Origin of the sequence: Colwellia sp. MT41, assembly GCF_001444365.1 — a bacterium.
In the GTDB taxonomy this organism is placed as follows: Bacteria; Pseudomonadota; Gammaproteobacteria; order Enterobacterales; family Alteromonadaceae; genus Colwellia; species Colwellia marinimaniae.
The window spans coordinates 3,713,390-3,738,072 of record NZ_CP013145.1; the positions used below are offsets into that span (position 1 = coordinate 3,713,390).

Here is a 24,683-nt window from a genome sequence, read left to right on the forward strand (position 1 = left end):
CTTAACTAATGACTTGCCAACCAATCTTTAAAAGCAAGCATTGCCTGTCCATTTGCCAATTTTAATTCTGTTAATAAAACAGCTTTTTGTTGCTGGCTCGCAGCAGTTTTTTCTAATAGCTTTAATTGTCCATGTAGCTTGCACATACCAACACTTGCTGCCGCGCCTTTCATTTTGTGGCAATGCTCTTGCCAATCAGCAAGTGAGTCATTCACTTGCGCACGTTCAATATCATGCAGATAAATTTCTACCTGTTGGCTATATAAAGAAAACATTTGTTCCACAATAGCTTTACCCAAACTGTCTAAATAACCTTGCAATAACTCTAGGTCTAAGTAATGACTTGCTTGTTCAGTTTCCACAGACACACCTTTTGAGGTAAATACTAACGAGTAGCTCTATATTAACGCAGTAATAAAACGTAGACAAACTTATTGAAAATTAGAGAAATAAATAAGGTTACTGTATGTTTTTTAGCTATAGAGCAACAACAATAATGATTACCATTAAAAAATAAGCTAGAATATGCGCCCTTAGATCTACTCTTCGTATTGATTGCAAAAAGTCTCGAAGTGTAGTTAATAACTATCGTTTTAACGTGGAGTCGAAATGACGACATCAATGCCAGATATCGCCAACCATACAACAGCTCAAACCGAAGGTACGCTTGACTGGGTCGGCATGAGTAACATTGAAATGCCTATTATGGTCGCCTCAAAAGGCGAAAGCGATCGTATGGTCTCAGCTCATATAGATGCCTTTGTTAATTTAAAAGACGCTCAAGCTAAAGGCATACACATGTCTCGCCTTTACTTACTTATCGATGAGTTATCTACCAGTAATGTGCTTAACTATCAAAGTTTAGTCAGCTTACTTGATGGCTTTATTAGTAGTCACCAAGAGTTAAGTGATGAAGCTAAAGTAGAATTTAGCTTTGAGTATCACTTACGCAGAAAATCATTGATTAGCGGCAAAGAAGGCTGGAAGGCCTACCCAGTAACACTAACTGGTTACCTAAATAAAGGTAAGATCACTATCGAGTTAACCGTTAATGTACCTTATTCCTCAACGTGCCCCTGCTCTGCGGCTCTTGCTAGACAACTAATACAACAAGCCTTTCAGGATAAGTTTGCTCAACAAGATGAATTAGCTTTAACCGACATCCATGATTGGCTTGGCACCACTGAAGGGATAATGGCCACACCTCACTCACAGCGTTCAATTGCTGAAGTAAAGGTAAAGCTTAATTCAACTGTCAATGACTTTCCTATTACTGAGTTAGTTGACCTTATTGAATACTCACTAAAAACACCGGTACAAGCCGCGGTAAAACGCGAAGATGAACAAGAGTTTGCTCGTCTTAATGGCCAAAACCTGATGTTTTGTGAAGACGCCGCCCGTCGTTTACAACACAGCATGAATCAAGCGAATCATTTTGATGACTTCTGGCTACGCATCAATCACCTAGAGTCACTGCATGCACATGATGCTGTCAGTATCACCACTAAGGGTATTGAGGGCGGTTATCAGCCTTAGGCTATAAGCAAACTTTTAACATACAAAAAGCCAATAGTGGTATCACTATTGGCTTTTTTTTTGTCTGTTTTCCTTAACGCTAATAAGAAAATAGCCATAAACTGCATAAATACTGAATATACGCCCACTGTATAAAGTCCATCAAAATGTAATTTTATTTCATGAATTTTCACTATATGAAACAAAAAATACCTATTGAATACAATAACCTCTTATTTAACAACTAGATAATTATATTTAATTTTATTATCCAATTACAAAATAGCACAGAAATGTAAATGAATTACGAGTAAAAGCTCTATTTTAATTGACCTTTAACAAATAACTGGGTACTGTTGAACGTTCCACTTACTTAAAATAAGAGTATTTATGCATTTTTTCCATGCCTTTATTCTTCTTTTATCTGCCCTGTGAGTAAGTTGGCTTATTATTAGGAGAAAAATATGCAGCTTTATGATCATAGCATCCAAAAAGACAACTGTGGTTTTGGTTTAATTGCCCATCAATATGGTGAAACCAGTCACAAACTAATTAAGACCGCTATTTCCGCTTTAGATCGTATGCAACATCGTGGCGGTATCGCCAGTGATGGTAAAACAGGTGATGGCTGTGGCTTATTATTACAAAAACCGGACAGTTTTTTTCGTGCCGTAGCCGCAGACAATAACTGGAAGCTTGGTAAAAAATATGCTGTCGGCATGATTTTCCTAAGTACTGATCCAATTGAAGCTGCACTGTGTAAAAAAGTTTTAGAAGAAGAGCTAGCTAATGAAAGTTTAACCTTAATTGGCTGGCGTACGGTTCCTGTCGATAGCTCGGTGCTAGGAGAAATAGCCCAAGGCAATCGACCCAATATTGAACAAGTATTTATCAATGCGCCGCCAGGATGGCGTAATCGTGACTTAGAACGCCGCTTATATATGGCCCGTCGTCGCGCAGAAAAACGCATTACTGATAAAACATTTTATGTGGCTAGCTTATCTTGCTTAGTTACTATTTATAAAGGTCTAATGATGCCAAAAGATTTGGCAAATTTTTACTTAGATCTAGCTGATATTCGCATGCAAAGCGCTATTTGTATTTTCCATCAGCGTTTTTCTACCAATACGTCTCCACAATGGCATCTAGCGCAGCCGTTCCGCTATTTAGCACATAATGGTGAGATAAATACCATTAATGGTAATCGCCAATGGGCACGCGCTCGTACGTACCGCTTTAAGTCACCCTTATTACCTGATTTACAAGATGCGGCTCCTTTTGTTGGCCAGACAGGTTCAGATTCATCGTCCTTAGATAACATGCTTGAGCTATTTTTAGCCGGTGGTATGGACTTATATCGTGCTATGCGTTTATTAATGCCGCCAGCATGGCAAAACAGCCCACTAATGGACGATGACTTACGGGCATTCTATGAATTCAACTCCATGCACATGGAGCCGTGGGACGGCCCAGCTGGCGTAGTAATGACCAATGGTCGCCATGTGGCTTGTAACCTGGATAGAAATGGCCTACGCCCAGCCCGTTATGTTATTACCCGTAATGGCTTTATTACCTTAGCCTCAGAAGTAGGTATCTGGGATTATAGTGAAGATGAAGTGGTAGAAAAAGGCCGAGTAGGGCCAGGTGAGATGCTTGCCATTGATACCTACACCGGCAAAATATACACCAGCACCGATATTGATAACGATTTAAAAGGGCGTCATCCTTATCGTGAATGGTTAGATAAAAACATTCGCCGTTTAGTACCCTTTGATAAACTTGAAGCCAATTTAATTGGCAGCTGCGTTTTTACTGATAAAGAAATGAGTCAGTACCATAAAATGTTTAACTACAGTTATGAAGAGATCCAACAGGTTATTCGTACCTTGGCAGAAAATGGTCAAGAAGCGACTGGCTCTATGGGTGATGATACCCCCATGGCGGTATTATCTAGTCAAACTCGCACCTTGTATGACTACTTCCGTCAACAATTTGCGCAAGTGACTAACCCGCCAATCGATCCCCTACGCGAGCGCTATGTGATGTCACTTGGCACCTGCATTGGTCGTGAGCATAATGTTTTTAACGAAACCTCAGGCCATGCTGATCGGATAATATTTTCCACCCCTGTGCTTATGTATACCGGTTTAAAACAGCTAAGGGAATTAGATCCAGAACATTATCGCTCTGATACCTTATCATTGCATTATGAGCGCGTAGAAGGTTTACAAGCCGCTATTATTCGTCTTTGTGATCACGCAGTTGATTTAGTACGTAATAAAAATACTGTTATTTTAGTATTTTCCGATAGAAACATTCAGCCTGATTTATTAGTGATCCCCGCTGCCATGATCGTTGGTGCGGTACAAAAACGTTTAGTCGATGAGCAATTACGTTGTGACTCCAACATTATTGTTGAAACGGGTTCAGTACGTGACTCTCATCAATATGCGGTCTTATTAGGGTTAGGCGCAACGGCTATTTACCCCTATTTAGCCTTTGAAACTATCGAGCAGTTAGTCGCAAAAGGCCAAATAAAAATGACGGCCCGTGATGCTATTGTTAATTACCGTGAAGGCATTAACAAAGGTCTATTAAAAATTCTATCTAAAATGGGCATTTCCACCATTGCCAGTTATCGCTGTGCCGGTTTATTTGAAATTATCGGCCTTAACGATGACATTAAAGCACTATGTTTTAGTGACTTACCCAGTCGTATTAAAGGCGCTGACTTTAGCGATATCGAACAAGACAGTATTAAGTTAGCGCGTAATGCATTTTTAGCTCATAAAAAGATGTCTCATGGTGGTTTATTAAAATACGTGCATGATGGCGAGTATCACTCGTACAATCCTGACGTAGTTAACCATTTACAACGCGCAGTAAATAGTGGCAAATATAGCGACTACCGCAAGTTTGCTGATGAAGTAGATAAACGCCCTATTGCAACCTTGCGCGACTTATTAAAGCTTAAAGATGATTGTACCCCTATACCACTTGATCAGGTTGAGCCAGAAAGCGAAATGTTTAAACGCTTCGATAGTGCCGCTATGTCAATTGGCGCATTGAGCCCTGAAGCACATGAAGCTCTCGCCATCGCTATGAATCGATTAGGTGGCAGTTCCAATTCAGGCGAAGGCGGTGAAGATGAACGCCGTTTTGGTACGGTGAAAAACTCACGCATTAAACAGATTGCTTCCGGTCGTTTTGGTGTTACCCCACATTACCTTGTCAATGCAGACGTATTACAAATCAAAATAGCGCAAGGAGCAAAACCCGGTGAAGGTGGGCAATTACCTGGTGATAAAGTCTCACCACTCATTGCCAAATTACGTTTCTCAGTACCTGGAGTGACCTTAATTTCACCACCACCACATCACGATATTTATTCCATTGAAGATTTAGCTCAGTTAATTTTCGATTTGAAACAAGTCAATCCCAAAGCGGTTATTTCAGTGAAGTTAGTCTCTGGTCCAGGTGTTGGTACAATCGCCGCAGGGGTTGCTAAAGCATACGCTGATTTTATTACCATATCAGGTTATGACGGTGGCACAGCCGCTAGCCCATTAACGTCAGTAAAATATGCGGGGTGTCCTTGGGAGCTAGGTTTAGCGGAAGCGCAACAAGCACTAGTAACTAACGGCTTGCGCCATAAAGTACGCTTGCAAGTTGATGGCGGTTTAAAAACAGGTACCGATGTCGTTAAAGCGGCCATTTTAGGCGCAGAGAGCTTTGGTTTTGGTACCGCGCCTATGGTGGCTTTAGGTTGTAAATTTCTGCGAATTTGTCACTTAAATAACTGTGCTACCGGTGTTGCTACTCAAGATAAAGTATTGCGTGACAAATTCTTTAAAGGTATGCCTGAGCAAGTAATGAATTATTTTAAATTTATTGCCCGTGATGTGCGTGAAATTTTAGCCCGCTTAGGGGTTAAAAGCCTAACGGCTATTATCGGTCGTGTTGATTTATTATCACAAATTGATGGTGTCACAGCTAAACAACAAAAATTAGATTTATCACCGATTATCGCCCCTGTGGTTGCCGGTGATAATACTGCGCTTTATAAAACGCATGAGAATAAGGCCTTTGATGAAGGTAAGTTGAATAAGAAAATTCTAGCGGCGGCAGCTGATGCAGTAGCCCACAGTAAGGGCGGCGAGTATAGATTTAACATTCAAAATATCGATCGCTCAGTTGGCGCAATGCTGTCAGGGGAAATTGCTCGTCGACATGGCGATCAAGGCATGGCTGCAGCACCAATCACCTTGCATTTAACCGGTACCGCAGGACAAAGTTTTGGTGTCTGGAATGCCGGCGGTTTGCACATGATCTTAACCGGTGATGCCAACGATTATGTCGGTAAAGGCATGGCCGGTGGTAAATTAACCATCAAGGCACCTGCAGGGGTTGATTATATAAGCCATCAAACACCGATTATGGGTAATACCTGTTTATACGGTGCCACTGGCGGTAAATTATTTGCCGCAGGACGTGCAGGAGAACGTTTTGCCGTGCGCAACTCTGGTTGTCATGCGGTAATTGAAGGCACGGGTGACCATGCTTGTGAATACATGACCGGCGGTATAGTAACCATTATCGGTGATGTCGGTGTTAATTTTGGCGCGGGCATGACTGGTGGTTTCGCTTATGTACTAGACGAAAGCGGTGATTTAGATATTCGCCTCAATAAAGAATCCATTGAAATGTTGGCGATGGACAACTTAGCTATTCATCAAGAACATTTACGCGGCATTATTGATAAACACTTTAATGAAACAGGCAGTTTACGCGCGCAAGAAATCCTGCAAAACTTTGATAAATTTTCGCCCTTATTTAAATTAATTAAACCCAGTGCTACCGATGTTAAAACCCTATTAGGTCATCGTAGTCGTTCAACAGCCGAACTTCGTGTTCTGATAAATTAGGAAGTAGTTATGAGTAAGAATGTTTATCAATTTATGGACGTTGAACGTATTGAACCAGCCAAAGTGGCAATCGAGAAACGTAAAATAGAGTTTGTCGAAATATATCAACCGCTTGGACAAGATCAAAGTGCTGGTCAAGCCGATCGTTGTCTGGATTGTGGTAACCCATATTGTGAATGGAAATGCCCCGTACATAACTATATTCCACAATGGTTAGAATTAGTCACCGAAGGCCGCATATTTGAAGCTGCAGATTTATGTCATGAAACCAATAGCTTACCTGAAATGTGTGGTCGAATTTGCCCACAAGACAAGTTATGCGAAGGCTCATGCACCCTAGATGCTGATTTTGGCGCAGTGACCATAGGTAATATTGAATCATTCATCACCGATACCGCCTTTGCCCAAGGCTGGAAACCCGACCTATCAGGGGTAACTAAAATAGGAAAAAAGGTTGCTATTATTGGCGCTGGTCCAGCCGGTTTATCCTGTGCCGATGTTTTAACGCGTAACGGTATTGATGCAGTAGTATTCGATCGCAATCCACAAATCGGTGGTTTATTAACCTTTGGCATTCCATCCTTTAAATTAGAAAAAGATATTATTCAAACTCGCCGAGAAATATTTGAAGGCATGGGCATCGACTTTCGCTTAAATGTCGAAATTGGTGTCGACATTAGCTTTGCCGAACTCAGCGAAGAATACGATGCGGTTTTCTTAGGATTAGGTACTTATACCGATATGACCGGTGGTTTTGCCAACGAAAAGGCCCCAGGTGTATACAGCGCCTTAGATTTCCTTATTGGTAATACCCAAAAAACAATGGGCATTACCGATTCAAACAATGCAGACGATAAGAAAAATCTAAAACCTTATGTCAATTTTACCGATCAAAAAGTGATTGTTTTAGGTGGTGGTGATACTGCCATGGATTGTGTCCGTACTTCGATTCGTCAAGGAGCTACACAAGTCACTTGTGCTTATCGTCGTGACGAAAGCAATATGCCAGGCTCACCACGCGAAGTAAAAAATGCTAAAGAGGAAGGTGTTATTTTTGAATTTAATATTCAGCCGTTAGATATAGCAGTAGATGAGCAAGGTAAAACTATCGGTGTTAAATTTGTTAAAACACAACTAGGTGCAGCCGACGCTAATGGCAGACGTAACCCTGAGCCGATTACAGGGAGTGAGTTTATTATGGCCGCCGATGCGGTGGTTATTGCCTTTGGTTTCTTACCAAGCCCACCTCAGTGGATGATAGATGCAGGAGTGGAATTAGACTCTCGTGGCCGCGTTGTTGCAGTCGCTAGCTCTGACTTTGCTTTGCAAACCACTAAGAGCAATATATTTGCTGGTGGTGATATGGTCTTAGGCTCTGATTTAGTGGTTACTGCGGTGGATCAAGGCCGAAAAGCGGCTATAGGAATTTTGGATTTTGTTAGCCAGTAACTAAAATAATTTTATCTATAAAAAAAGCTGTTCCCTGATAAGGTACAGCTTTTTTTATACTTTGCTTTTATGAGTGATTAATCCGCTTGCTATTATTTACTGCATCGTTCGTATACAGAAAAATCTAAATCGTAAATATTTTTTTCATCAGCAGGACGTTTTTCACTTGATACCTTCTTCCAGCTGCCATCCTCATAATCAGGGAATTCAACATCGCCCTGAATATCTGTATCTATATGGGTTATATACAGCCTTTGTGCCGCAGGTAGGCAATGTTTATAGATAGCGCCGCCACCAATAACCATTATTTCGTCAACGCCCTCACCACCATTTGAGCCATCAACTAAGGCCATTGCTTCTGCCACTGAGGTTACGGTATCGACAGCTTCAGCGCCCTTTCCTTGTGGCTGGTAACTTTCATCACGAGAAATCACTATATTCCGACGCCCGGGTAAAGCCCTCCCTATTGATTCAAAGGTTTTTCGCCCCATAATAATAGGTTTACCTAAGGTAACTTTTTTAAAGTAGGCTAAATCGGCCGGCAAGTGCCAAGGCATAGTATTATTTTTACCAATAATATTGTTATCAGCCGTGGCAACTATCATGGATAAAATGGTCATATAAAACTCTCAACATTCTTTTCTGTATTATCGCTAGAAGAAAGGTAAAAAAAAGCACTGTTTTAACTAAAAAAAGCAGTGCTTATAATATTAATTATTATGATTAAACTTATTGGCGATATTCTACTTCAACATCATAGTCGTCTTCATTCCAATCATCGTCATCTAAGTCATCATCTGAACTATGAGCAGCGATAGTTTCTTCATGATAAGTATCCCATTTAAACTCAACAGTTTTACCATCAATGACTTCTTCCTTTTCAGGAGGTAACGCTTCGATAAATCTCATCACTTTTTGTGATAACTCTTTAGTACCCATGCGATTAGATGCCGAGATGCTGTGCACCTCACCTTGCCAGTCAAGGCCAGCTAAAACAGCATCAGTAATTTCTTTTGCCTCTTCTTCCAGTACTAAATCAAGCTTATTAAAGACAATCCAGCGCGGCTTGCCCGCAAGTTTTGCATTATGCTGCTCTAACTCGCTGATAATGACTTTAGCGTTTTCTAATGGGTTTGAGCCATCAACAGGCATAATATCAATGACGTGTAGTAATATACGACAACGCTCAAGATGTTTGAGGAACTGTGTGCCTAAACCAGCACCATCAGCCGCTCCTTCGATAATCCCTGGGATATCGGCAATAACAAAGCTGCGCTGGGTATCTAAACGTACTACACCTAAATTAGGCACTAAGGTAGTAAATGGATAATCAGCTACTTTCGGTGTCGCTGCTGAAACACTACGAATGAGTGTAGATTTACCAGCATTAGGTAAACCAAGCAAGCCAACATCAGCCAGCAATAGTAACTCTAATTTTAAGTTACGGATTTCACCTGGTGTGCCATCTGATTTTTGACGAGGCGCTCGGTTGGTACTACTTTTAAAGCGAGTATTACCTAAACCATGCCAACCGCCTTTAGCAACCAGCAGTTTTTGCCCTTTATGGGTCAAATCACCAATTTGCTCACCGGTATCTTCATCGATCACACGAGTACCAATGGGTACTTTTAGCACTAAGTCGTCAGAGCCTTTACCGGTACAATCACGGCTTTGACCATTTTGACCACGTTTAGCACGATGGAAACGCTCAAAACGATAATCAATTAACGTATTGAGGCTTTCGCAAGCCTCTAAATATACGTCACCACCATCACCACCATCACCACCATCAGGACCGCCAAATTCAATGTATTTTTCTCTACGGAAACTGCTACAGCCGTTGCCGCCATCACCCGCTTCAACTCTGATCTCAACTTCATCAACAAATTTCATGGTATCTCAATAACCCTAATGTGGTAATGCTTGTTTATTAGCAAGCAGACTAATTAATCCGTTTGCTATATCTACCGCTAGTATAAACTATTTTTGACCGACTAAAAATGAATCTCTATAGAGCCAAAAAAAAACTAAAAAAAAACCTCGCGATGAAGCGAGGTTTTTAGGAATCCAAGTTCTAATTAATCAGCGATAATGCTAACGAACTTGCGACTCTTTGGACCTTTCACTTCAAATTGAACTTTACCGTCAGATAAAGCAAATAAAGTATGATCTTTACCGATACCCATGTTACTACCAGCGTGGAAACGAGTACCACGTTGACGAACAATAATGTTACCAGCTAAAACAGATTCACCACCAAAGCGTTTAACACCTAGGCGTTTTGCTTCCGAATCGCGACCATTTCGTGTACTACCTGCAGCTTTCTTATGTGCCATGTCAAAATGCTCCTAATTAGCCGTTAATACCAGTAATTTTCACTTCAGTGAACCATTGACGATGGCCCGCTTGTTTACGTGAATGCTTACGACGTTTGAATTTAACTATGGTAATTTTATCAGCACGACCTTGGTTAACAACCTCAGCCACTACTTTACCACCAGCAACGTAAGGCGCGCCTACATTGATGTTATCGCCATCAGCGATCATTAAAACGTTTTCAAATTCTACTGTTGCGCCTACTTCAAGCTCAAGCTTTTCTAGACGAACTGTTTGTCCTTCGGTTACACGATGCTGTTTACCACCGCTTTGGAATACCGCGTACATAGCTACTCCGTACTGCGCCATCATATTTGTGACGCTAATTTTTAAAATATAGGGCGCGAATTCTACGCGAATAATATAACGAGAGCAAGTATAAATGTGATCATTCATTAACTTTATTAGCCTTTTCTGCTTTTTAATTGCTTTGACCCTAAGAATTAGAACAAAGCCACTAGAAAGCTACTTTTGCCTAAAATTTAGTGTAAACTTTGCCATCTTAACCAATTTAATATTTTTGATTAATATCTAATCAAAAAACACATCAAAACAGCTAAAGACAAGCAGCATGGGCAATAAAGTAAATATTAAAACAATACAAAAATTAATACAAAACGACATGACAGCAGTAAATGACCTTATCTATGAGCAATTACATTCTGATGTCGCCTTAATCAATCAACTCGGTATCTATATTGTTAACAGTGGCGGCAAACGTATGCGCCCTATGTTAACCGTACTTGCTGCCAGAGCGTTAGCATACCAAGGCGAACAGCACTGGAATATTGCCGCAATTATTGAATTTATTCATACCGCGACTTTATTACATGATGATGTTGTTGATGAATCAAATATGCGTCGCGGCAGAGAAACTGCCAATGCTTTGTTTGGTAACAGTGCTAGTGTGCTGGTCGGTGACTTTCTCTATACTCGTTCTTTCCAAATGATGACGAAATTGGGTGATATGCGCATTATGGATATCCTATCTGAGGCCACCAATATAGTTGCCGAAGGTGAAGTATTGCAGTTAATGAACTGCAATGATGCCAGCACCACAGAAGCAAGCTATATGAAAGTCATTTATTGTAAAACGGCTAAATTATTTGAAGCGTCCACCCGCCTTGCTGCTGTAGTAGCTAAGCAAGATGACAAAATAGAGCAAGCCATGGCTGATTATGGCAAGTTCCTCGGCACCGCATTCCAGTTAGTTGATGACATTATGGATTACACCGCCGATGCTAAAGAAATGGGTAAAAATGTCGGTGATGACCTTGCCGAAGGTAAACCCACCCTGCCATTAATATATGCCTTGGCGCATGGCAATCCTGCACAAAAAGCACTCATTAAAGAAGCCATTGAACTAGGCAACGGCATGGATAGCTTAGACTTAATACTAGCAGCGATGGAAGATACCGGTGCTTTACGTTATACCCAGCGAAAAGCTGAAATTGAAGCCGATAAAGCCATTAAGGCACTAGATGTCATTGCTGACAGTGAACACAAGCAGGCCCTTATTGCCTTAGCGCATATCGCCGCTAATCGCAGTCATTAACCTCCCCCTGTAAGCACATAAATATATCACAGTAATACTTACTGTGATTACTTACTATGAATTACTTACTGTGATTAGCTGGTGAAATTCAGCCATAAAAAAAACGCTATTAGCAATGGATAAAAACCAATCGATAACAGCGCTTTTTATATGAGAGCAAGTCAATGAATAAACTTACTCTGCGTTTTATGGCTGATTAGCTAGCCATAAAATCAACACCTTCTTTGATGTCTTGCTTTAATGTCGCTAACATATCATCTTTTGCTTTTTGCTCAAAAGCACTTAACTCGCCGTAAGATAACACTTCACTCACACCGTTTACGCCAAGACGTACTTGTTGTGCAAAAAACAATGCATCATCACCCTTACCTTCAACATAGGCGTAATCAACAACATCTTCACCTTGTAAGCCTTTAACTAAAGACAGACAAAAACGTGCTGCTGCAGCGCCCATAGAAAGTGTCGCACTACCGCCACCAGCTTTTGCTTCAACAACTTCAGTACCTGCATTTTGGATGCGAGACGTTAGCGTGACAACTTCTTCATCAGTAAAAGTAACACCTTCAACTTGAGAAAGTAATGGTAGAATAGTAGTACCAGAGTGACCGCCGATAACCGCTACTTTAACCGTAGCAACGTCTAGGCCTTTAAGTTCAGCAACAAAAGCTTCAGAGCGAATAACATCTAATGTAGTCACACCGAAAAGACGAGCAGCATCATAAGTACCTGCCTTTTTGAATACTTCAGCAACAATAGGCACAGTGCCGTTAACTGGGTTAGTAATAACACCTACTAACGCTTTTGGACAGTTTGCGGCAATGCCTTCAGCCAATACTTTAATAATACCAGCATTAACGGCAAATAAATCAGCACGATCCATACCCGGCTTACGTGGCATACCTGCTGGGATCAAAACAATATCAGCACCTGTTAATGCGCCACTAAGGTCGTCACGACCAAAACCAGCAACTTTAACGTCAGTTGGGATGTGTGATAAATCTACGGCAACACCCGGAACAACAGGGGCAACATCATATAAAGACAACTCAGAACCAGCTGGTAATTGAGTTTTTAATAATAATGATAATGCTTGACCAATACCGCCTGCGGCGCCTAAAACAGCTACTTTCATGTGTTTTCTCCGAAATTATGTGGGGTTTATTTATTGTACAATAAATTATTAAAATATTATTTGAGTAAATACGTAATTTTTGCAGAGCAAAAGATATAGTAAAAGCAAGTAAAAAACAATTGATATAATTTTATACTCGAATATTAACGTCGAGTATGATGATACGATAACGTATACTAGCGTTTATCACACTGATTACAAACGCCACTTTAGTCTATTACAGGGTTAATTAAGCATGATGAGCGCTTTACAAAAACAAGAAGCACTAGTACAAGCATTTAAGGATTTATTAAAACAAGAACAATTTGGCTCTCAAGGCGAAATCGTCGAGGCATTAAAAGCCAATGGCTTTGAAAACATCAGTCAATCAAAAATCTCTCGTATGCTCAGTAAATATGGTGCAGTACGAACCCGTAATGCTCGTCAAGAAATGGTCTATTGTTTGCCTGCTGAGTTAGGCGTACCTACCGCACAAAGCCCGCTCAAACAATTAGTATTAGAAATAGAGCACAACGAAGTAATGATCATTGTGCAAACTAGCCCTGGTGCAGCCCAATTAATCGCTAGACTACTTGATAGTTTAAGTAAAAGTGATGGTGTACTTGGCACTATTGCTGGCGATGATACTATTTTCATTGCGCCTACTGATGTCAGTAAAATCAATGATACCATCAAAAAATTAGAGCAACTTTTCTCTAAAAACTTAAGCTAAACTTAGGCAACTGGGTTAACTTGCTACCTCTCTGAGAACTTTTTTGATGCAAGTAAGCAAAGCTTGTCCGGTAACGGGTTTAGGCATATGCAAGTTCATGCCTGCCGCTAAACTCTGTTGTTTATCTTCTTCTCTAGCATGAGCTGTCATAGCTACAATAGGTAAATTTTGATATTTACTTTGCGCTCGAATAAGTTTAGCTGCGGTGAGACCATCCATTATAGGCATTTGTATATCCATCAATACCACATCAAAATGCTGCTCTGCTAGGGTATCTATAGCTCGTTGACCGTTATCTGCAATAGTGACTTTAGCATGCATATTCAACAGCAACTCTTTAGCGACTAGCTGGTTAACTAAGTTATCTTCTACTAATAAAACGGATACCCCCTGCAAGCTTTGTTCATCTTTTAGCATTGACGGTTTTTGCGCAGTAACCCTTGCGGTTTGCTTGTTTGAATGTTGTTGGTAAACCAGGCTAGTATCACTTTTGGCTTGCTCAGCGAAAGACTCTGCTTGAGCAATTAAAGCCTGTGATATTTGATCAAGGGAATAACGAAATAGTGGTTTATCGACTAATAAATAAGCTGTAGATAGTTTATCTAAGTGACTACAAGTTTCATTGCTCAATTGCGTTAATGCCGGCTGACATAGACCAAGTAATCGAAACGCTGCTAGCGACGAAATAGACTCTGGACGGTTTTGTTGAGCAATAAAATCCACTTCAGAAATAAGTAAGACACTGTTGTCTACAACATCTAACTGAAGTAAGTCGTCAACAGAGCTCACTTCATATAATAGCCAGCTCATCTGAGCAATACTTTCCACCAAACTTGTTGATAGTTTTTGATTTATCGCATAAATGCTAATGCCAGCTATTAGCGGCTGAGATAATTCTGCGGCTAGGGAAAATGACACCTCTGTCACCTTATGATTGGACTTAAATAATGGCTCAGAGTTGACTTTATTTAGGCATGCAAGCGGAGCTCGCTGCAAGGGTAAAACAAAGCTTAGTTCACAGCCTTGCCCTAATTGGCTAGTAAGGCTAATTTCCCCGCCAAGCAGGTTAATTATTTGCTGGCAGATAGATAAACCTAAGCCTGAGCCACCATACTTGCGTGTCATTGACTCATCAGCTTGACTAAAGGCTTTAAATAAATGACTTTGATTATCGCTGGCAATACCGATACCCGTATCGATGACACGAAAGCGCACCTGAGCCACGCTATCAGTTGTCGACAGGAGATCAACAATTAACTTAATTTCGCCTTGCTCGGTAAATTTAATGGCATTATTAAATAAATTAGCGAGCACTTGTACTAAACGCATTTCATCACTGATGACATTACTCGGCACTTGTGCACTCATATCAACCAATACTTCGACCCGTTTATGGTCAACATTACTCAGATTAAGTTTTAAGGCTTTATCAATAATAACCGGCAAATTGACTACATCTTGGCTGACGACCATTTTACCGGCTTCAATCTTAGATAAGTCTAACAATTCATCAACTAGATGTAATAAGGTTGCTGAAGCACCCTGAGCATTAACTAGATAATGCTGTTGGCGAGTATCTAAAGAGGTGTGCGCCAATAAATCCATCATACCTTGCATGGCATTTATTGGCGTTCTGACTTCATGACTCATATTGGCAAGAAACTGTATTTTTACCTTATTAGCATACTCAGCTTGGTCTTTCGCTTTTTCCAGCGCTGATTGTGTTGCTTGCTGTAAGGTCACATCATGAAAGATACTGATAGTGCCTAGAATATTACCTTGTTCATCGGTAAATTGATTGCAAAAGCCTTGGTAAATATAATCGCCAGCCTTAATGAGTGCTTGTTGCGGATAAATATCGTTACACCTGGCGTTTAAACGATTAACTTCTTGCGCTAAAGCTGTCGGCATAAAAGTCGAGGATTTAATGCCTAACATTTGCTCAACTGAGTGATTTGCCAAGCGCTCAAAGGCTTTATTACAGCCCATTAATAAACCGTCAGGGTCATTAAAGACAATCAATTCGGGAATGGCATTCATCACAGAGCGTAATAACGCATAATCACGTTGATGCTGTGCACTTGTCTCTTGTAACGCTTTGGTTTTTTCTATAACACGACTATCTAATACATCGTTTTGTTCCGTAAGCTGCAAAAGTAGGCTTCTATTTTGTACAAAAATATCTTCAACCACTTGAAACCAATGTAACCAATCCGCTGCTGGGGTGATTTTACCTGGGTCACCTTCGGCGCAATATTGAATATGGCTAATAAACTCAGTAGTGGGCTTGATAAACGTGCGCTTTGTCATGGTATTAACTAACATAAGAAATGCTAACAAACCGATAAAAAGCATGGCAAAAACAAAAACAAAATCACTGTATTGAGGGGCGGCAAAGCTATCATAATTTTGATATTTAAGTAAAGTCCAACCGTTAACACTAAGCACTTGTTTTTCTATAAACCAATCGCCAAAACGCTCGGCATCTCCTAGTTTACTTAAGCGTTCAGCGTTCAATCCTTGCAATGATTTTGGCAGTAAATCTTGCCAAGAGACACGATAACTTAAAGACTCTTTCCCCCAGCGTTTAGCGAGTAAAATATCATTATTTTGATTGTATAGAATAAACCCTTGGTCTGTTGATTCTAACTCGGTCAACCCCGCATGCAAGCGTGATAAATTGACATCAATAACGACTGCACCTAACAACTTATCATGATGAAAAACGCCAGTACCCAATGAAGCATTCATACCGCCACCTGCGGCATCAAGATAAGGAGGAGACCAAAGTACACGATTATTACTTGATGTGAGAGTTTGTATCGCTTGATTATGTGAGCTATTTAAGGTTTTATGGTTAAACTGCCAAACTTCTCGATCAACCCAAGGGTAGATATTGACAAAGCCACTAAAGGAAACATAATAAAACCACGTTGCTTCCGCTATGATATTTTGTGCCGCTATAAATGCCGGAGTTAAGGCGTTAGCCATGGCGATTTCTTGTTTTTTAGCCTCACTAAACTCAGCCACTTGCCCTATTCCGGTAATATTACTACTTAAGCGTTTACCTTGTTTAATAACATCATGTAGAGGTTTATTTAAATAAAACATCTGCCCTTGTTGTAACAAAGCAGGCATGGGAATATTTAATTCATTGGGGTGTTTTAGAATATATTCGGCAAATTCGTGTATACCTACCACAGCTTGAACACTTTGTTCTAGCATATTATTTAGCTGTTGAGCTTCTTGTTTGAGCTCAAGTAGACTTTGCTGCTTATGTTGGGCTAATTGATTGAAGTAACGTAAAGAGGCAGCAGAAAAGGCCACGAGAATAATGACAATAAAGGCAACGACAACGGTGGTGTTATAACGCCTAAAAACTGTATTTATGCCCTTTTGGTAATACACTGAAACGCCTTAATTTTTTGTTTAAATCATGAGTTAACTTGCTAAGTTAAAGCAGTCACCTATTTTAAACAAGCGTTAAACAAGGAAAAGTAGTTTATTTACTCAACTGGGTACCAAGGTTACATCCGTTATAAATTTTCCTCGGCAAAAGAAGCCAGTCGACTACGCACCACACCATTTAAATTAATGGTGGCGCTGCCCTCAAAGTTTTTAAAACGTTCGACAATATAGGTTAACCCTGAGGTTACTGCGGTTAAATAGTTACTATCAATTTGTGCCAAATTCCCTGAACACACTATTTTAGTGCCTTCACCACAGCGGGTGATAATAGTTTTTAGCTGAGCCGCGGTTAAGTTCTGACACTCATCGAGTAGCACGAGCGAGTTTTGAATACTACGGCCGCGCATGAAATTCACCGACTTAAACTGAATATTGGCTTTATCCATAATGTAATTCATGCTGCCATGCATACTTTCATCTTGCTTATGTAAGACCTCCAGAGAATCAGTTATCGCGGCGAGCCATGGCGCCATTTTTTCTTCTTCTGTGCCTGGTAAAAAACCAATGGATTCAGCTATTTCAGGGGTGCTGCGGGTAACAATAATTTTGTCATACAAGCCTCTTTCTATCACTTGCTCTAGGGCAGTTGCTAAGGCAAGTAAGGTTTTACCACAGCCTGCTGGTCCAGTAAGAATAACTAAATCAATATTAGGGTCGAGTAAAGCGTCCATCGCCATACCTTGATAAATATTTTTAGGATGGATACCCCAAGCATTTTTAGCCAACAACCGCTCTCGACCAAGATCTAATATAGCAAGGCGATCGTCATCCCAGCCAATCACTTTGCCAGCAAAGCTGTCACCATCATCTAATAAATACTCATTAATATAAGCTAAGGGCACGCTATCGCGCGCCACATAATGGGTGGTATTCCGCCCTTCTGTCTCAGTATCTACCGATTGAATATTTTGCCAAAAATCCCCGTCAAAGTGATGATAGCCTTTGGTGAGGAATTGGATATCATCAATGAGTTGATCAGTTCGATAATCTTCAACATGCGCCAGCCCTGCGCCCTTAGCTTTCAAACGCATATTAATATCTTTAGTCACTAACACAATTTTTTTATCTGGCGTTTTCTTTTGAATATGCAAAGCAGCATTGATGATGCGATTATCATTTTCATTAAAAGATAGCATATTCGCTGTTTGCTTTAAGGCATAATCATTAATAATGGCGAGACAGCCACTGGGATGCTGCTCATCATTTTGTGGTAGTTTTACCCCAGCGAGCACTTGCTCTGGCGTAGCATCGCGCAAAGTATCTTCAAGCGCTCGAATAGCGACCCTAGCATCACGACTGACATCTTTGCGCCTATCTTTAATGGAGTCGAGTTCTTCCAGCACGGTCATGGGTACAACCACATCATGTTCTTTAAAGGATAAAAAAGCGAAAGGTTCGTGCAAAAGGATATTGGTATCTAGAATGTAGATAATTTTTTGGTCGGCGGTATCTTCGGCTGAAGACGGATGGGCTAATTTCTCACTTAATATATTCTCATTATTCATATTCTCTTTAGTCATGGGCAATCTCCGTGAGTCACTGACAAAACAAATATAAAAGAGCAATACAGCACTTAAAGTATAGCTGATTCACAGTGATCTCTTAATTATCTTGAGGCAAGTGAAATTTTTTAATGATTCCGTCTATGATAAAGAGTATTATAGCGCCCTTTTTTTACCCCAATTTTTTAAGGCTTAGTCTCGCTTTTAAGTAAATATAAGCTAAGTACTAAGCAATCGTCGGAGAAATAAGTTTATGCCATTTCAGGTAGGTCAGCGTTGGATCAGTGACAGTGAATCAGATCAAGGATTGGGTACAGTAACCGGGGTTGAACACCGCTTTGTTAATATAATTTATACTGCAACGGGGGAGTCTCGCCAATATGCAAAAGAGAATGCCCCGTTAACGCGTGTTATCTTTAATAAAGGAGATCTTGTTCCCAGCCATGAAGGCTGGTTATTAAAAGTAGAATCACAAAGTGAAGCCCATGGCATTTTGACTTATCAAGGCATACGTCAAGATACCAAAGAGCAAGTAAGCTTGAAGGAAGTGATGATAGATCACTTTATTAAATTCAATAAACCTCACGACCGCTTACTTAATAACCAAGTAGACCGTTTAGATTGGTTTCGCTTACGTAAAGACTGCTTACAACATCAATATCAACAACAACAATCTGACTTAACCGGCCTAACCGGCGGTCGTGTTAGCTTGATACCACATCAACTCTACATTGCCGATGAAGTAGGTAATCGTTTTGCTCCGCGAGTGTTACTCGCCGATGAAGTGGGCTTGGGTAAAACCATTGAAGCTGGTTTAATTATTCATCAGCAATTAGTCACTGGTCGTGCTAAAAGAATTCTCATCATAGTACCAGAGTCTTTAATGCATCAATGGTTAGTAGAAATGCAGCGCCGTTTTAACCTTAATTTTAGTATTTTTGATAATGAACGCTGTGTTGAAACTAGCCAAGATAATTATATTGATGGCAAAAAGGCTAACCCTTTTAGTACCGAGCAACTAGTACTGGTTAATCTAGGTTTTATTACTAATAACCCAGAATGGTATGAGGCACTGCTCAGTGAGGACTGGGACTTAATGGTCGTTGATGAAGCGCACCACTTAAACTGGCAACAAGATAAGCCAAGCATTGAATACCAATGTATAGAGCAACTCGCCCAAGTTATCCCTGGCGTTTTATTGTTAACTGCCACTCCTGATCAATTAGGTCATGAGAGTCACTTTGCCCGTTTACGCTTACTTGATGCCGACCGATTTTATGATTATCAAAAATTTATTGAAGAAGAGTCGCATTATAGCGAAGTTGCTGATGCCGCTAATGCGCTAGTCGACGGTGAAAAACTTACCGTCGAGCAAGAAACAACACTGACTGATTTATTAAAAGAATGCGATATCAGTACCCAGCTAAGCGAGTTAAATCAAGCCGAACCGATAATATCAGCAAAAGTACGCCAAAACTTATTAAAACAGTTACTCGATCGACATGGTACTGGTCGTATTTTATTTAGAAACTCTCGCAATACCATTAAAGGTTTTCCCGCTCGAAAAGTCGTGCCCGTGGCACTGGAAATGCCGGAGCAATATCACCACAACATCAATGAATTAATGACGAGTGACTGCCCGGAAGCATTAGCTAAATCAAAACAGGCTAAATATATTTTCACCCCGGAAATGCTCCATGGTTTAACTCAACAAAGTGGCAATTGGACTGATTTCGATCCTAGAGTTAATTATTTAATTGAACTATTACAGTCACTTAAAAAAGAAAAAGTATTAGTCATCTGTGCTCACGCGCAAACAGCCATTGATTTAGAAGCCGTACTTCGTATTAAAGAAGGTATTCGCAGCGCGGTTTTCCACGAAGGTTTATCGATATTTGATCGTGATAAAGCGGCCGCTTATTTTGCTCAAGACGAAGATAGTGCGCAACTATTGCTTTGCTCTGAAATTGGTAGTGAAGGGCGTAACTTCCAATTCGCCCATCATCTAGTACTTTTTGATTTACCCCGTAATCCTGACCTATTAGAGCAGCGTATAGGTCGCTTAGACCGTATTGGCCAAACTGAGGTAATTCGCATTCATGTGCCTTACTTTGCCGATTCTGCCCAACAATTGTTATTTGATTGGTACCATCAAGGCATGCAAGCATTTGAGCACACCTGCATTACCGGCCGAGTGATTTTTGAAGCCTTTGGCGAGCCGTTATTTATGTTAGCTCTAAGCTGCCAGCAACAATCAACTGAGGCCGAATCACTGATTAGTGATACTTGGCAAAAGCACTTAACCATTAAAGCAGAGCTAGAGGCTGGCCGAGACAAGTTATTAGAGCTGAACTCTTCGGGTCAAGGGCGAGCTCATGAACTGGTGGAAAAAATTCAACAAGCTGATGTTGATATCGCCTTACCGCAGTTTATGTTTCAAGTATTCGATGTTTTTGGTGTGCAGCAAGATGATAAAGCGGATAATGCCATTGCCTTAAATCAAAGCGAGCACATGCTCAATAATAACTTCCCCTGTTTACCGGAAGACGGTACCACCATAACATTTGATAGAGATACCGCCTTAGTTAATGAAAACTACCAATTATTAACTTGGGATCACCCTATGGTGCGTGGGGTTATGGACTTAGTTTTGAGTGATGATATTGGTAATGCCAGTATTGGCTTACTTAAAAATGAAGCCTTAGCTGTAGGGACATTTTTCCTAGAGTGCATATTTACCGTGGAAGCAACCGCACCAGCTCATTTACAGCTAGGTCGTTATTTACCTACTACACCTATTCGTATTCTAGTAGATAAGAATGGTAATGATTTAGCCGATAAGGTCAGTGAGCAAGTACTTGATAAGCAATTATTACCGGTTAAAAAACAAATGGCATTACAGCTTATCAAAGCACTTAAATCGCAAATAAGTCCTTTGGTAGCGAAAGCAGAAGCGCATGGCGCTAAACATATTGTTGCGATTCAAGAAAAATCTTTAGCGGCGATGAAAAACAAACTTTCCTTAGAGCTACAAAGGTTGACGGCGTTAAAAGCAATTAACCCAAGTGTACGCCAAGAAGAGATTGATTTTATTAGTCAACAACAAGAGGAATTAAGCCACTATATTGATAAAGCACAATTGACCTTTGAAGCCATTCGCATGATAGTGGTTACACATTAATAATTGTATTAGATTAATGGCGCAGGGCTAAGTTGTTTAGGACATAACCCTGCCCTGACTTAATGAGAAAATAATGAGCGCAAACCCAGATTTTATCTATTTACCACCTATGTCACCTTACCTTGATATTATTTACCAAGATGATGATATTGTTGTCCTCAATAAAGCCAGTGGCATTTTAAGTGTGCCTGGGCGTTTGCCTGAACACCAAGATTGTTTACAAAATCGTGTACAAAGAGTATTTCCTACTGCAACTATCGTGCATCGGCTGGATATGGCAACCTCTGGCATCATGATTATGGCATTAAACAAGCCGGCACACGTTGCCATCAGCCGTCAATTTGAGCAAAGAAAAACAAAAAAAAGTTACCTTGCTCGAGTTTTTGGTTTGGTAGAGCAAGCTGAAGGCAGTGTTGATTTACCCTTGAGCTGTGATTGGCCCAATAGGCCCAAACAAAAAGTTGACTTTGAAAACGGTAAAAAATCATTAACGCATTATCGGGTGCTTAGCCAGAGTAAATCAGCCGATGAACACGCAAGCACCTTGCTTGAATTGACCCCCATTACCGGCCGATCACATCAACTTAGGGTGCATATGTTAGCCTTAGGTCATGTTATTTTAGGCGATAGACTTTATGCTGCTGAACCAGCATTAACCATGAGCAGCAGATTACAGCTCCATGCTTTAAAGTTAAGTTTGTTTCATCCAAGCACTGAGCAAGCCATTACTTTTAACGCGCCGTGCCCATTTATTTAAGACTATTTATTATTTGGTCGATATAAGGTGCAAGTACAATCCCCCCGGTAGAGGAACAACTGTGCAAAAGACAAGTATAGATAACATAAGTCCAAATAAAATCAGCCGCAAACTACGGGGCTTGTTTATCGGCGCTCTTACTTTTATCTGCTCAACAAACACTATTTTTGCCGAAGAAAAAAAGGCTGATGTTGCACAAGAAAAAACATCAAAGACCGCTACTAATGCCAACAGTGCCAACAGTGCCAACACGATAGAAAAACCTATCGCGCTAACAACGCAACATAAAGCAGACCTTAAACATTATTTGTCAGTTGAGCAGGTAAAGCCACTATTAGCTGGGCCAAACGATTATTTAACGCTAGTAAAAAGGTATACCAGTGCCAATAGTAAAGGCGTTGCGATTTTATTACCTGAATGGCAGCAAGGGGCCACCAACCCCAAAGCCATTAATTACTTACGTAATGCCCTGCCCGCTGAGGGTTGGAGCACTATTGCCATACAACCGAATAATAAACCAGAGAATTACCCCTCATCAGCGATAACATTGAGTGAGCAAAAAAAAGAAAACAAATTAATCCTTAAAAATTATAAAAATAAACTTGGGGCTATGCTTAATGCGGTGATGAATACGGCCAAAGAATACCCAGGCATAGTGCTGGTGATTGCCCAGGGAAATAATGCGGCTTTATTAGTAGATTTATATAGTGAAGCAGGCAACCAATTACCGAATGCACTGATATTACTAAGTAGTTATAGAAAAAGTAATCCAGGCCTTACCAACAGCGTCAATGAAAAATTTGCCCGTCAATTAGCGTTTACTGAACTGCCGGTACTTGATCTGTACCTTAAACACGATAACCCACTGGTATTGGCAAAAGCAGCACAAAGAAAATCTTTTGCCAAACAAGAGATGAAAGTGTATTACCGTCAGCGCCAGCTAAATAACTACATTACCGGTTATTACCCAGAAAAGGAGTTATTGATTCAAATTAATGGCTGGCTAAAAGCTATTGGCTGGTAAAGTTAATTATTTCAATAAGGTTAACACTATTCAGCAAAAAATCATCCTAGCTGGGATAACAGCAATGAAACACGCAATTAAACACGCAATTAAAATGATTTTACCTATATCAAGTTTATAGCTAGGCTATTTACTCTGCTTAACAATGACATCATAGGCAGCTTGAATGTCTTGGGTTTTTTGTTTAGCACTCTCCATCATTTCTGGTGGTAGACCTTTGGCGATTAATTTATCGGGATGATGCTGAGACATTAATTTTTTATAAGCCTTTTTGATCACTGGCATGGCGGCATTTTTATCAATACCCAATACTTTATATGCATTGGCTAATTGTTGACCACTGACTGGAGCAGCGCCAGTGCCTTGCTGACGATAGCTTCGACCTGACTGCTGCTGAAAGTTTGCACCTGCAACAATCATTTCCAGTAAATTATCAAGCTCTCGGCCTGAGTAACCTAAAAATTTAGCTATGGTATGTAAAACAGCACGCTCGGCACTATCTAACTCACCGTCACTAAAAGCCACTTGAATTTGAATCTCTAAAAACATCAACAATAAATCATGTCGATTACCCATCAAACGTTTAAATTTTACCAGACGGTCCTGAAGCGGAAAGCCAGCGGATTTACCTTCACGAAAGGCATCTTGAGCTTGCTGACGTAATTCATTACTTAGCCCCAGTTTATCCATATAAGCTCGAGCAAAAGCAATTTCATGGCTAGTCACCTGCCCTTTAGCTTTGGCTACATGCCCCATAACGGAAAAAGTAGTGTAAAAGAAAGCTGCTTGCCTAGAAACGTCATCTTCTTTACCGCCAGATAAACCATTAAAATTAAAACCACGGCCGCGATCAAAAATATGACCAAGCCAGAGACCAATTAAAGCGCCAAACAGTGCTTTACTCAGCATAAAGCCAAACAAAAAACCTAAAACTTTACCCCAAATATGCATATTCTTGCGCATTCCTTAAAAATAATGGCTAGTTTGCCGTTGAACTATGGCAGAAGAATTTAGTCCAACTAAAAAAATTGCTATATCATAAAGCAATTAGCCGTTAAAATACTTGAATTCATCATTAGAAAATCAA

Annotated in this window: 17 protein-coding genes; 8 read left to right on the plus strand and 9 right to left on the minus strand. The window is 40.3% G+C overall.

Annotation, left to right across the window (positions count from 1 at the left end; genetic code table 11):
- Nucleotides 1-5: 5 nt before the first annotated feature.
- Complete coding sequence (locus CMT41_RS15720) at nucleotides 6-362, minus strand: Hpt domain-containing protein (protein ID WP_231733086.1); 357 nt, start codon at nucleotides 360-362, stop codon at nucleotides 6-8.
- Nucleotides 363-609: 247 nt separating this feature from the next.
- Between CMT41_RS15720 and folE2 the strand changes: the two genes are divergently transcribed.
- From folE2 to CMT41_RS15735, 3 genes are all read left to right on the plus strand, one after another.
- Nucleotides 610-1,536: a GTP cyclohydrolase FolE2 gene (folE2, locus tag CMT41_RS15725; RefSeq protein ID WP_057182544.1), complete on the plus strand. Its 927-nt coding sequence runs from the start codon at nucleotides 610-612 to the stop codon at nucleotides 1,534-1,536.
- Nucleotides 1,537-1,979: 443 nt separating this feature from the next.
- Complete coding sequence (gltB, locus tag CMT41_RS15730; protein ID WP_058027800.1) at nucleotides 1,980-6,440, plus strand: glutamate synthase large subunit; 4,461 nt, start codon at nucleotides 1,980-1,982, stop codon at nucleotides 6,438-6,440.
- Between the two features lie 9 nt (nucleotides 6,441-6,449).
- Nucleotides 6,450-7,889, plus strand: a complete 1,440-nt coding sequence (locus CMT41_RS15735; protein WP_058027801.1) for an FAD-dependent oxidoreductase — start codon at nucleotides 6,450-6,452, stop codon at nucleotides 7,887-7,889.
- Nucleotides 7,890-7,981: 92 nt separating this feature from the next.
- Here the strand turns inward: CMT41_RS15735 and folA are convergent, their stop codons facing one another.
- The 4 genes from folA to rplU all read right to left on the minus strand — a co-directional run bounded on the left by folA (nucleotide 7,982) and on the right by rplU (nucleotide 10,553).
- Complete coding sequence (gene folA / locus CMT41_RS15740) at nucleotides 7,982-8,509, minus strand: type 3 dihydrofolate reductase (protein ID WP_057182549.1); 528 nt, start codon at nucleotides 8,507-8,509, stop codon at nucleotides 7,982-7,984.
- Nucleotides 8,510-8,618: 109 nt separating this feature from the next.
- Complete coding sequence (cgtA, locus tag CMT41_RS15745; RefSeq protein WP_057182551.1) at nucleotides 8,619-9,782, minus strand: Obg family GTPase CgtA; 1,164 nt, start codon at nucleotides 9,780-9,782, stop codon at nucleotides 8,619-8,621.
- Nucleotides 9,783-9,967: 185 nt separating this feature from the next.
- Nucleotides 9,968-10,225: a 50S ribosomal protein L27 gene (gene rpmA / locus CMT41_RS15750; RefSeq protein ID WP_011045240.1), complete on the minus strand. Its 258-nt coding sequence runs from the start codon at nucleotides 10,223-10,225 to the stop codon at nucleotides 9,968-9,970.
- Nucleotides 10,226-10,241: 16 nt separating this feature from the next.
- Nucleotides 10,242-10,553, minus strand: a complete 312-nt coding sequence (gene rplU, locus CMT41_RS15755; RefSeq protein WP_057182715.1) for a 50S ribosomal protein L21 — start codon at nucleotides 10,551-10,553, stop codon at nucleotides 10,242-10,244.
- A gap of 283 nt (nucleotides 10,554-10,836) precedes the next feature.
- Between rplU and ispB the strand changes: the two genes are divergently transcribed.
- A complete protein-coding gene (gene ispB / locus CMT41_RS15760; protein ID WP_057182553.1) occupies nucleotides 10,837-11,820 on the plus strand; it encodes an octaprenyl diphosphate synthase in 984 nt (327 codons plus the stop codon).
- Nucleotides 11,821-12,016: 196 nt separating this feature from the next.
- Here ispB and mdh read toward each other — a convergent pair whose 3' ends face one another.
- Nucleotides 12,017-12,952 carry a malate dehydrogenase gene (gene mdh / locus CMT41_RS15765; RefSeq protein WP_058027802.1) on the minus strand — a complete coding sequence of 312 codons (936 nt, stop codon included), beginning with the start codon at nucleotides 12,950-12,952 and terminating at the stop codon, nucleotides 12,017-12,019.
- Between the two features lie 238 nt (nucleotides 12,953-13,190).
- Between mdh and argR the strand changes: the two genes are divergently transcribed.
- On the plus strand, nucleotides 13,191-13,664 hold the full coding sequence (gene argR, locus CMT41_RS15770; protein ID WP_057182556.1) for a transcriptional regulator ArgR: 474 nt from the start codon (nucleotides 13,191-13,193) through the stop codon (nucleotides 13,662-13,664).
- 15 nt (nucleotides 13,665-13,679) lie between these two features.
- On the opposite strand, the gene CMT41_RS15775 is transcribed toward argR, so the two are convergent.
- Both CMT41_RS15775 and CMT41_RS15780 read right to left on the minus strand, forming a co-directional pair.
- Complete coding sequence (locus CMT41_RS15775; RefSeq protein WP_058027803.1) at nucleotides 13,680-17,072, minus strand: ATP-binding protein; 3,393 nt, start codon at nucleotides 17,070-17,072, stop codon at nucleotides 13,680-13,682.
- A 128-nt stretch (nucleotides 17,073-17,200) separates the two neighbouring features.
- Nucleotides 17,201-18,652 (minus strand): PhoH family protein, encoded by a 1,452-nt coding sequence (locus tag CMT41_RS15780; RefSeq protein WP_232299976.1) that lies wholly within the window; start codon nucleotides 18,650-18,652, stop codon nucleotides 17,201-17,203.
- A 235-nt stretch (nucleotides 18,653-18,887) separates the two neighbouring features.
- Between CMT41_RS15780 and rapA the strand changes: the two genes are divergently transcribed.
- From rapA to CMT41_RS15795, 3 genes are all read left to right on the plus strand, one after another.
- The gene (rapA, locus tag CMT41_RS15785) at nucleotides 18,888-21,815 is read left to right on the plus strand and encodes an RNA polymerase-associated protein RapA (RefSeq protein WP_057182560.1); all 2,928 of its coding nucleotides are present in this window, start codon (nucleotides 18,888-18,890) and stop codon (nucleotides 21,813-21,815) included.
- 73 nt (nucleotides 21,816-21,888) lie between these two features.
- Entirely contained in the window at nucleotides 21,889-22,572 is a 684-nt protein-coding gene (locus CMT41_RS15790; RefSeq protein WP_057182561.1) for a pseudouridine synthase, read from the plus strand.
- 61 nt (nucleotides 22,573-22,633) lie between these two features.
- Entirely contained in the window at nucleotides 22,634-23,596 is a 963-nt protein-coding gene (locus CMT41_RS15795) for a DUF3530 family protein (protein ID WP_058027804.1), read from the plus strand.
- Nucleotides 23,597-23,722: 126 nt separating this feature from the next.
- On the opposite strand, the gene djlA is transcribed toward CMT41_RS15795, so the two are convergent.
- A complete protein-coding gene (gene djlA, locus CMT41_RS15800; RefSeq protein ID WP_057182565.1) occupies nucleotides 23,723-24,547 on the minus strand; it encodes a co-chaperone DjlA in 825 nt (274 codons plus the stop codon).
- Between the last annotated feature and the right edge of the window lie 136 nt (nucleotides 24,548-24,683).

What these genes read in the sequence shown, in the direction of transcription:
- CMT41_RS15780 (WP_232299976.1), bottom strand. Translation starts at nt 18,652, where the DNA reads ATGACTAAAGAGAATATGAATAATGAGAATATATTAAGTGAGAAATTA.
- rpmA (WP_011045240.1), bottom strand. Translation starts at nt 10,225, where the DNA reads ATGGCACATAAGAAAGCTGCAGGTAGTACACGAAATGGTCGCGATTCG.
- argR (WP_057182556.1), top strand. Translation starts at nt 13,191, where the DNA reads ATGAGCGCTTTACAAAAACAAGAAGCACTAGTACAAGCATTTAAGGAT.
- rapA (WP_057182560.1), top strand. Translation starts at nt 18,888, where the DNA reads ATGCCATTTCAGGTAGGTCAGCGTTGGATCAGTGACAGTGAATCAGAT.
- rplU (WP_057182715.1), bottom strand. Translation starts at nt 10,553, where the DNA reads ATGTACGCGGTATTCCAAAGCGGTGGTAAACAGCATCGTGTAACCGAA.
- mdh (WP_058027802.1), bottom strand. Translation starts at nt 12,952, where the DNA reads ATGAAAGTAGCTGTTTTAGGCGCCGCAGGCGGTATTGGTCAAGCATTA.
- ispB (WP_057182553.1), top strand. Translation starts at nt 10,837, where the DNA reads ATGGGCAATAAAGTAAATATTAAAACAATACAAAAATTAATACAAAAC.
- cgtA (WP_057182551.1), bottom strand. Translation starts at nt 9,782, where the DNA reads ATGAAATTTGTTGATGAAGTTGAGATCAGAGTTGAAGCGGGTGATGGC.
- gltB (WP_058027800.1), top strand. Translation starts at nt 1,980, where the DNA reads ATGCAGCTTTATGATCATAGCATCCAAAAAGACAACTGTGGTTTTGGT.
- CMT41_RS15735 (WP_058027801.1), top strand. Translation starts at nt 6,450, where the DNA reads ATGAGTAAGAATGTTTATCAATTTATGGACGTTGAACGTATTGAACCA.
- CMT41_RS15790 (WP_057182561.1), top strand. Translation starts at nt 21,889, where the DNA reads ATGAGCGCAAACCCAGATTTTATCTATTTACCACCTATGTCACCTTAC.
- folA (WP_057182549.1), bottom strand. Translation starts at nt 8,509, where the DNA reads ATGACCATTTTATCCATGATAGTTGCCACGGCTGATAACAATATTATT.
- djlA (WP_057182565.1), bottom strand. Translation starts at nt 24,547, where the DNA reads ATGCATATTTGGGGTAAAGTTTTAGGTTTTTTGTTTGGCTTTATGCTG.
- folE2 (WP_057182544.1), top strand. Translation starts at nt 610, where the DNA reads ATGACGACATCAATGCCAGATATCGCCAACCATACAACAGCTCAAACC.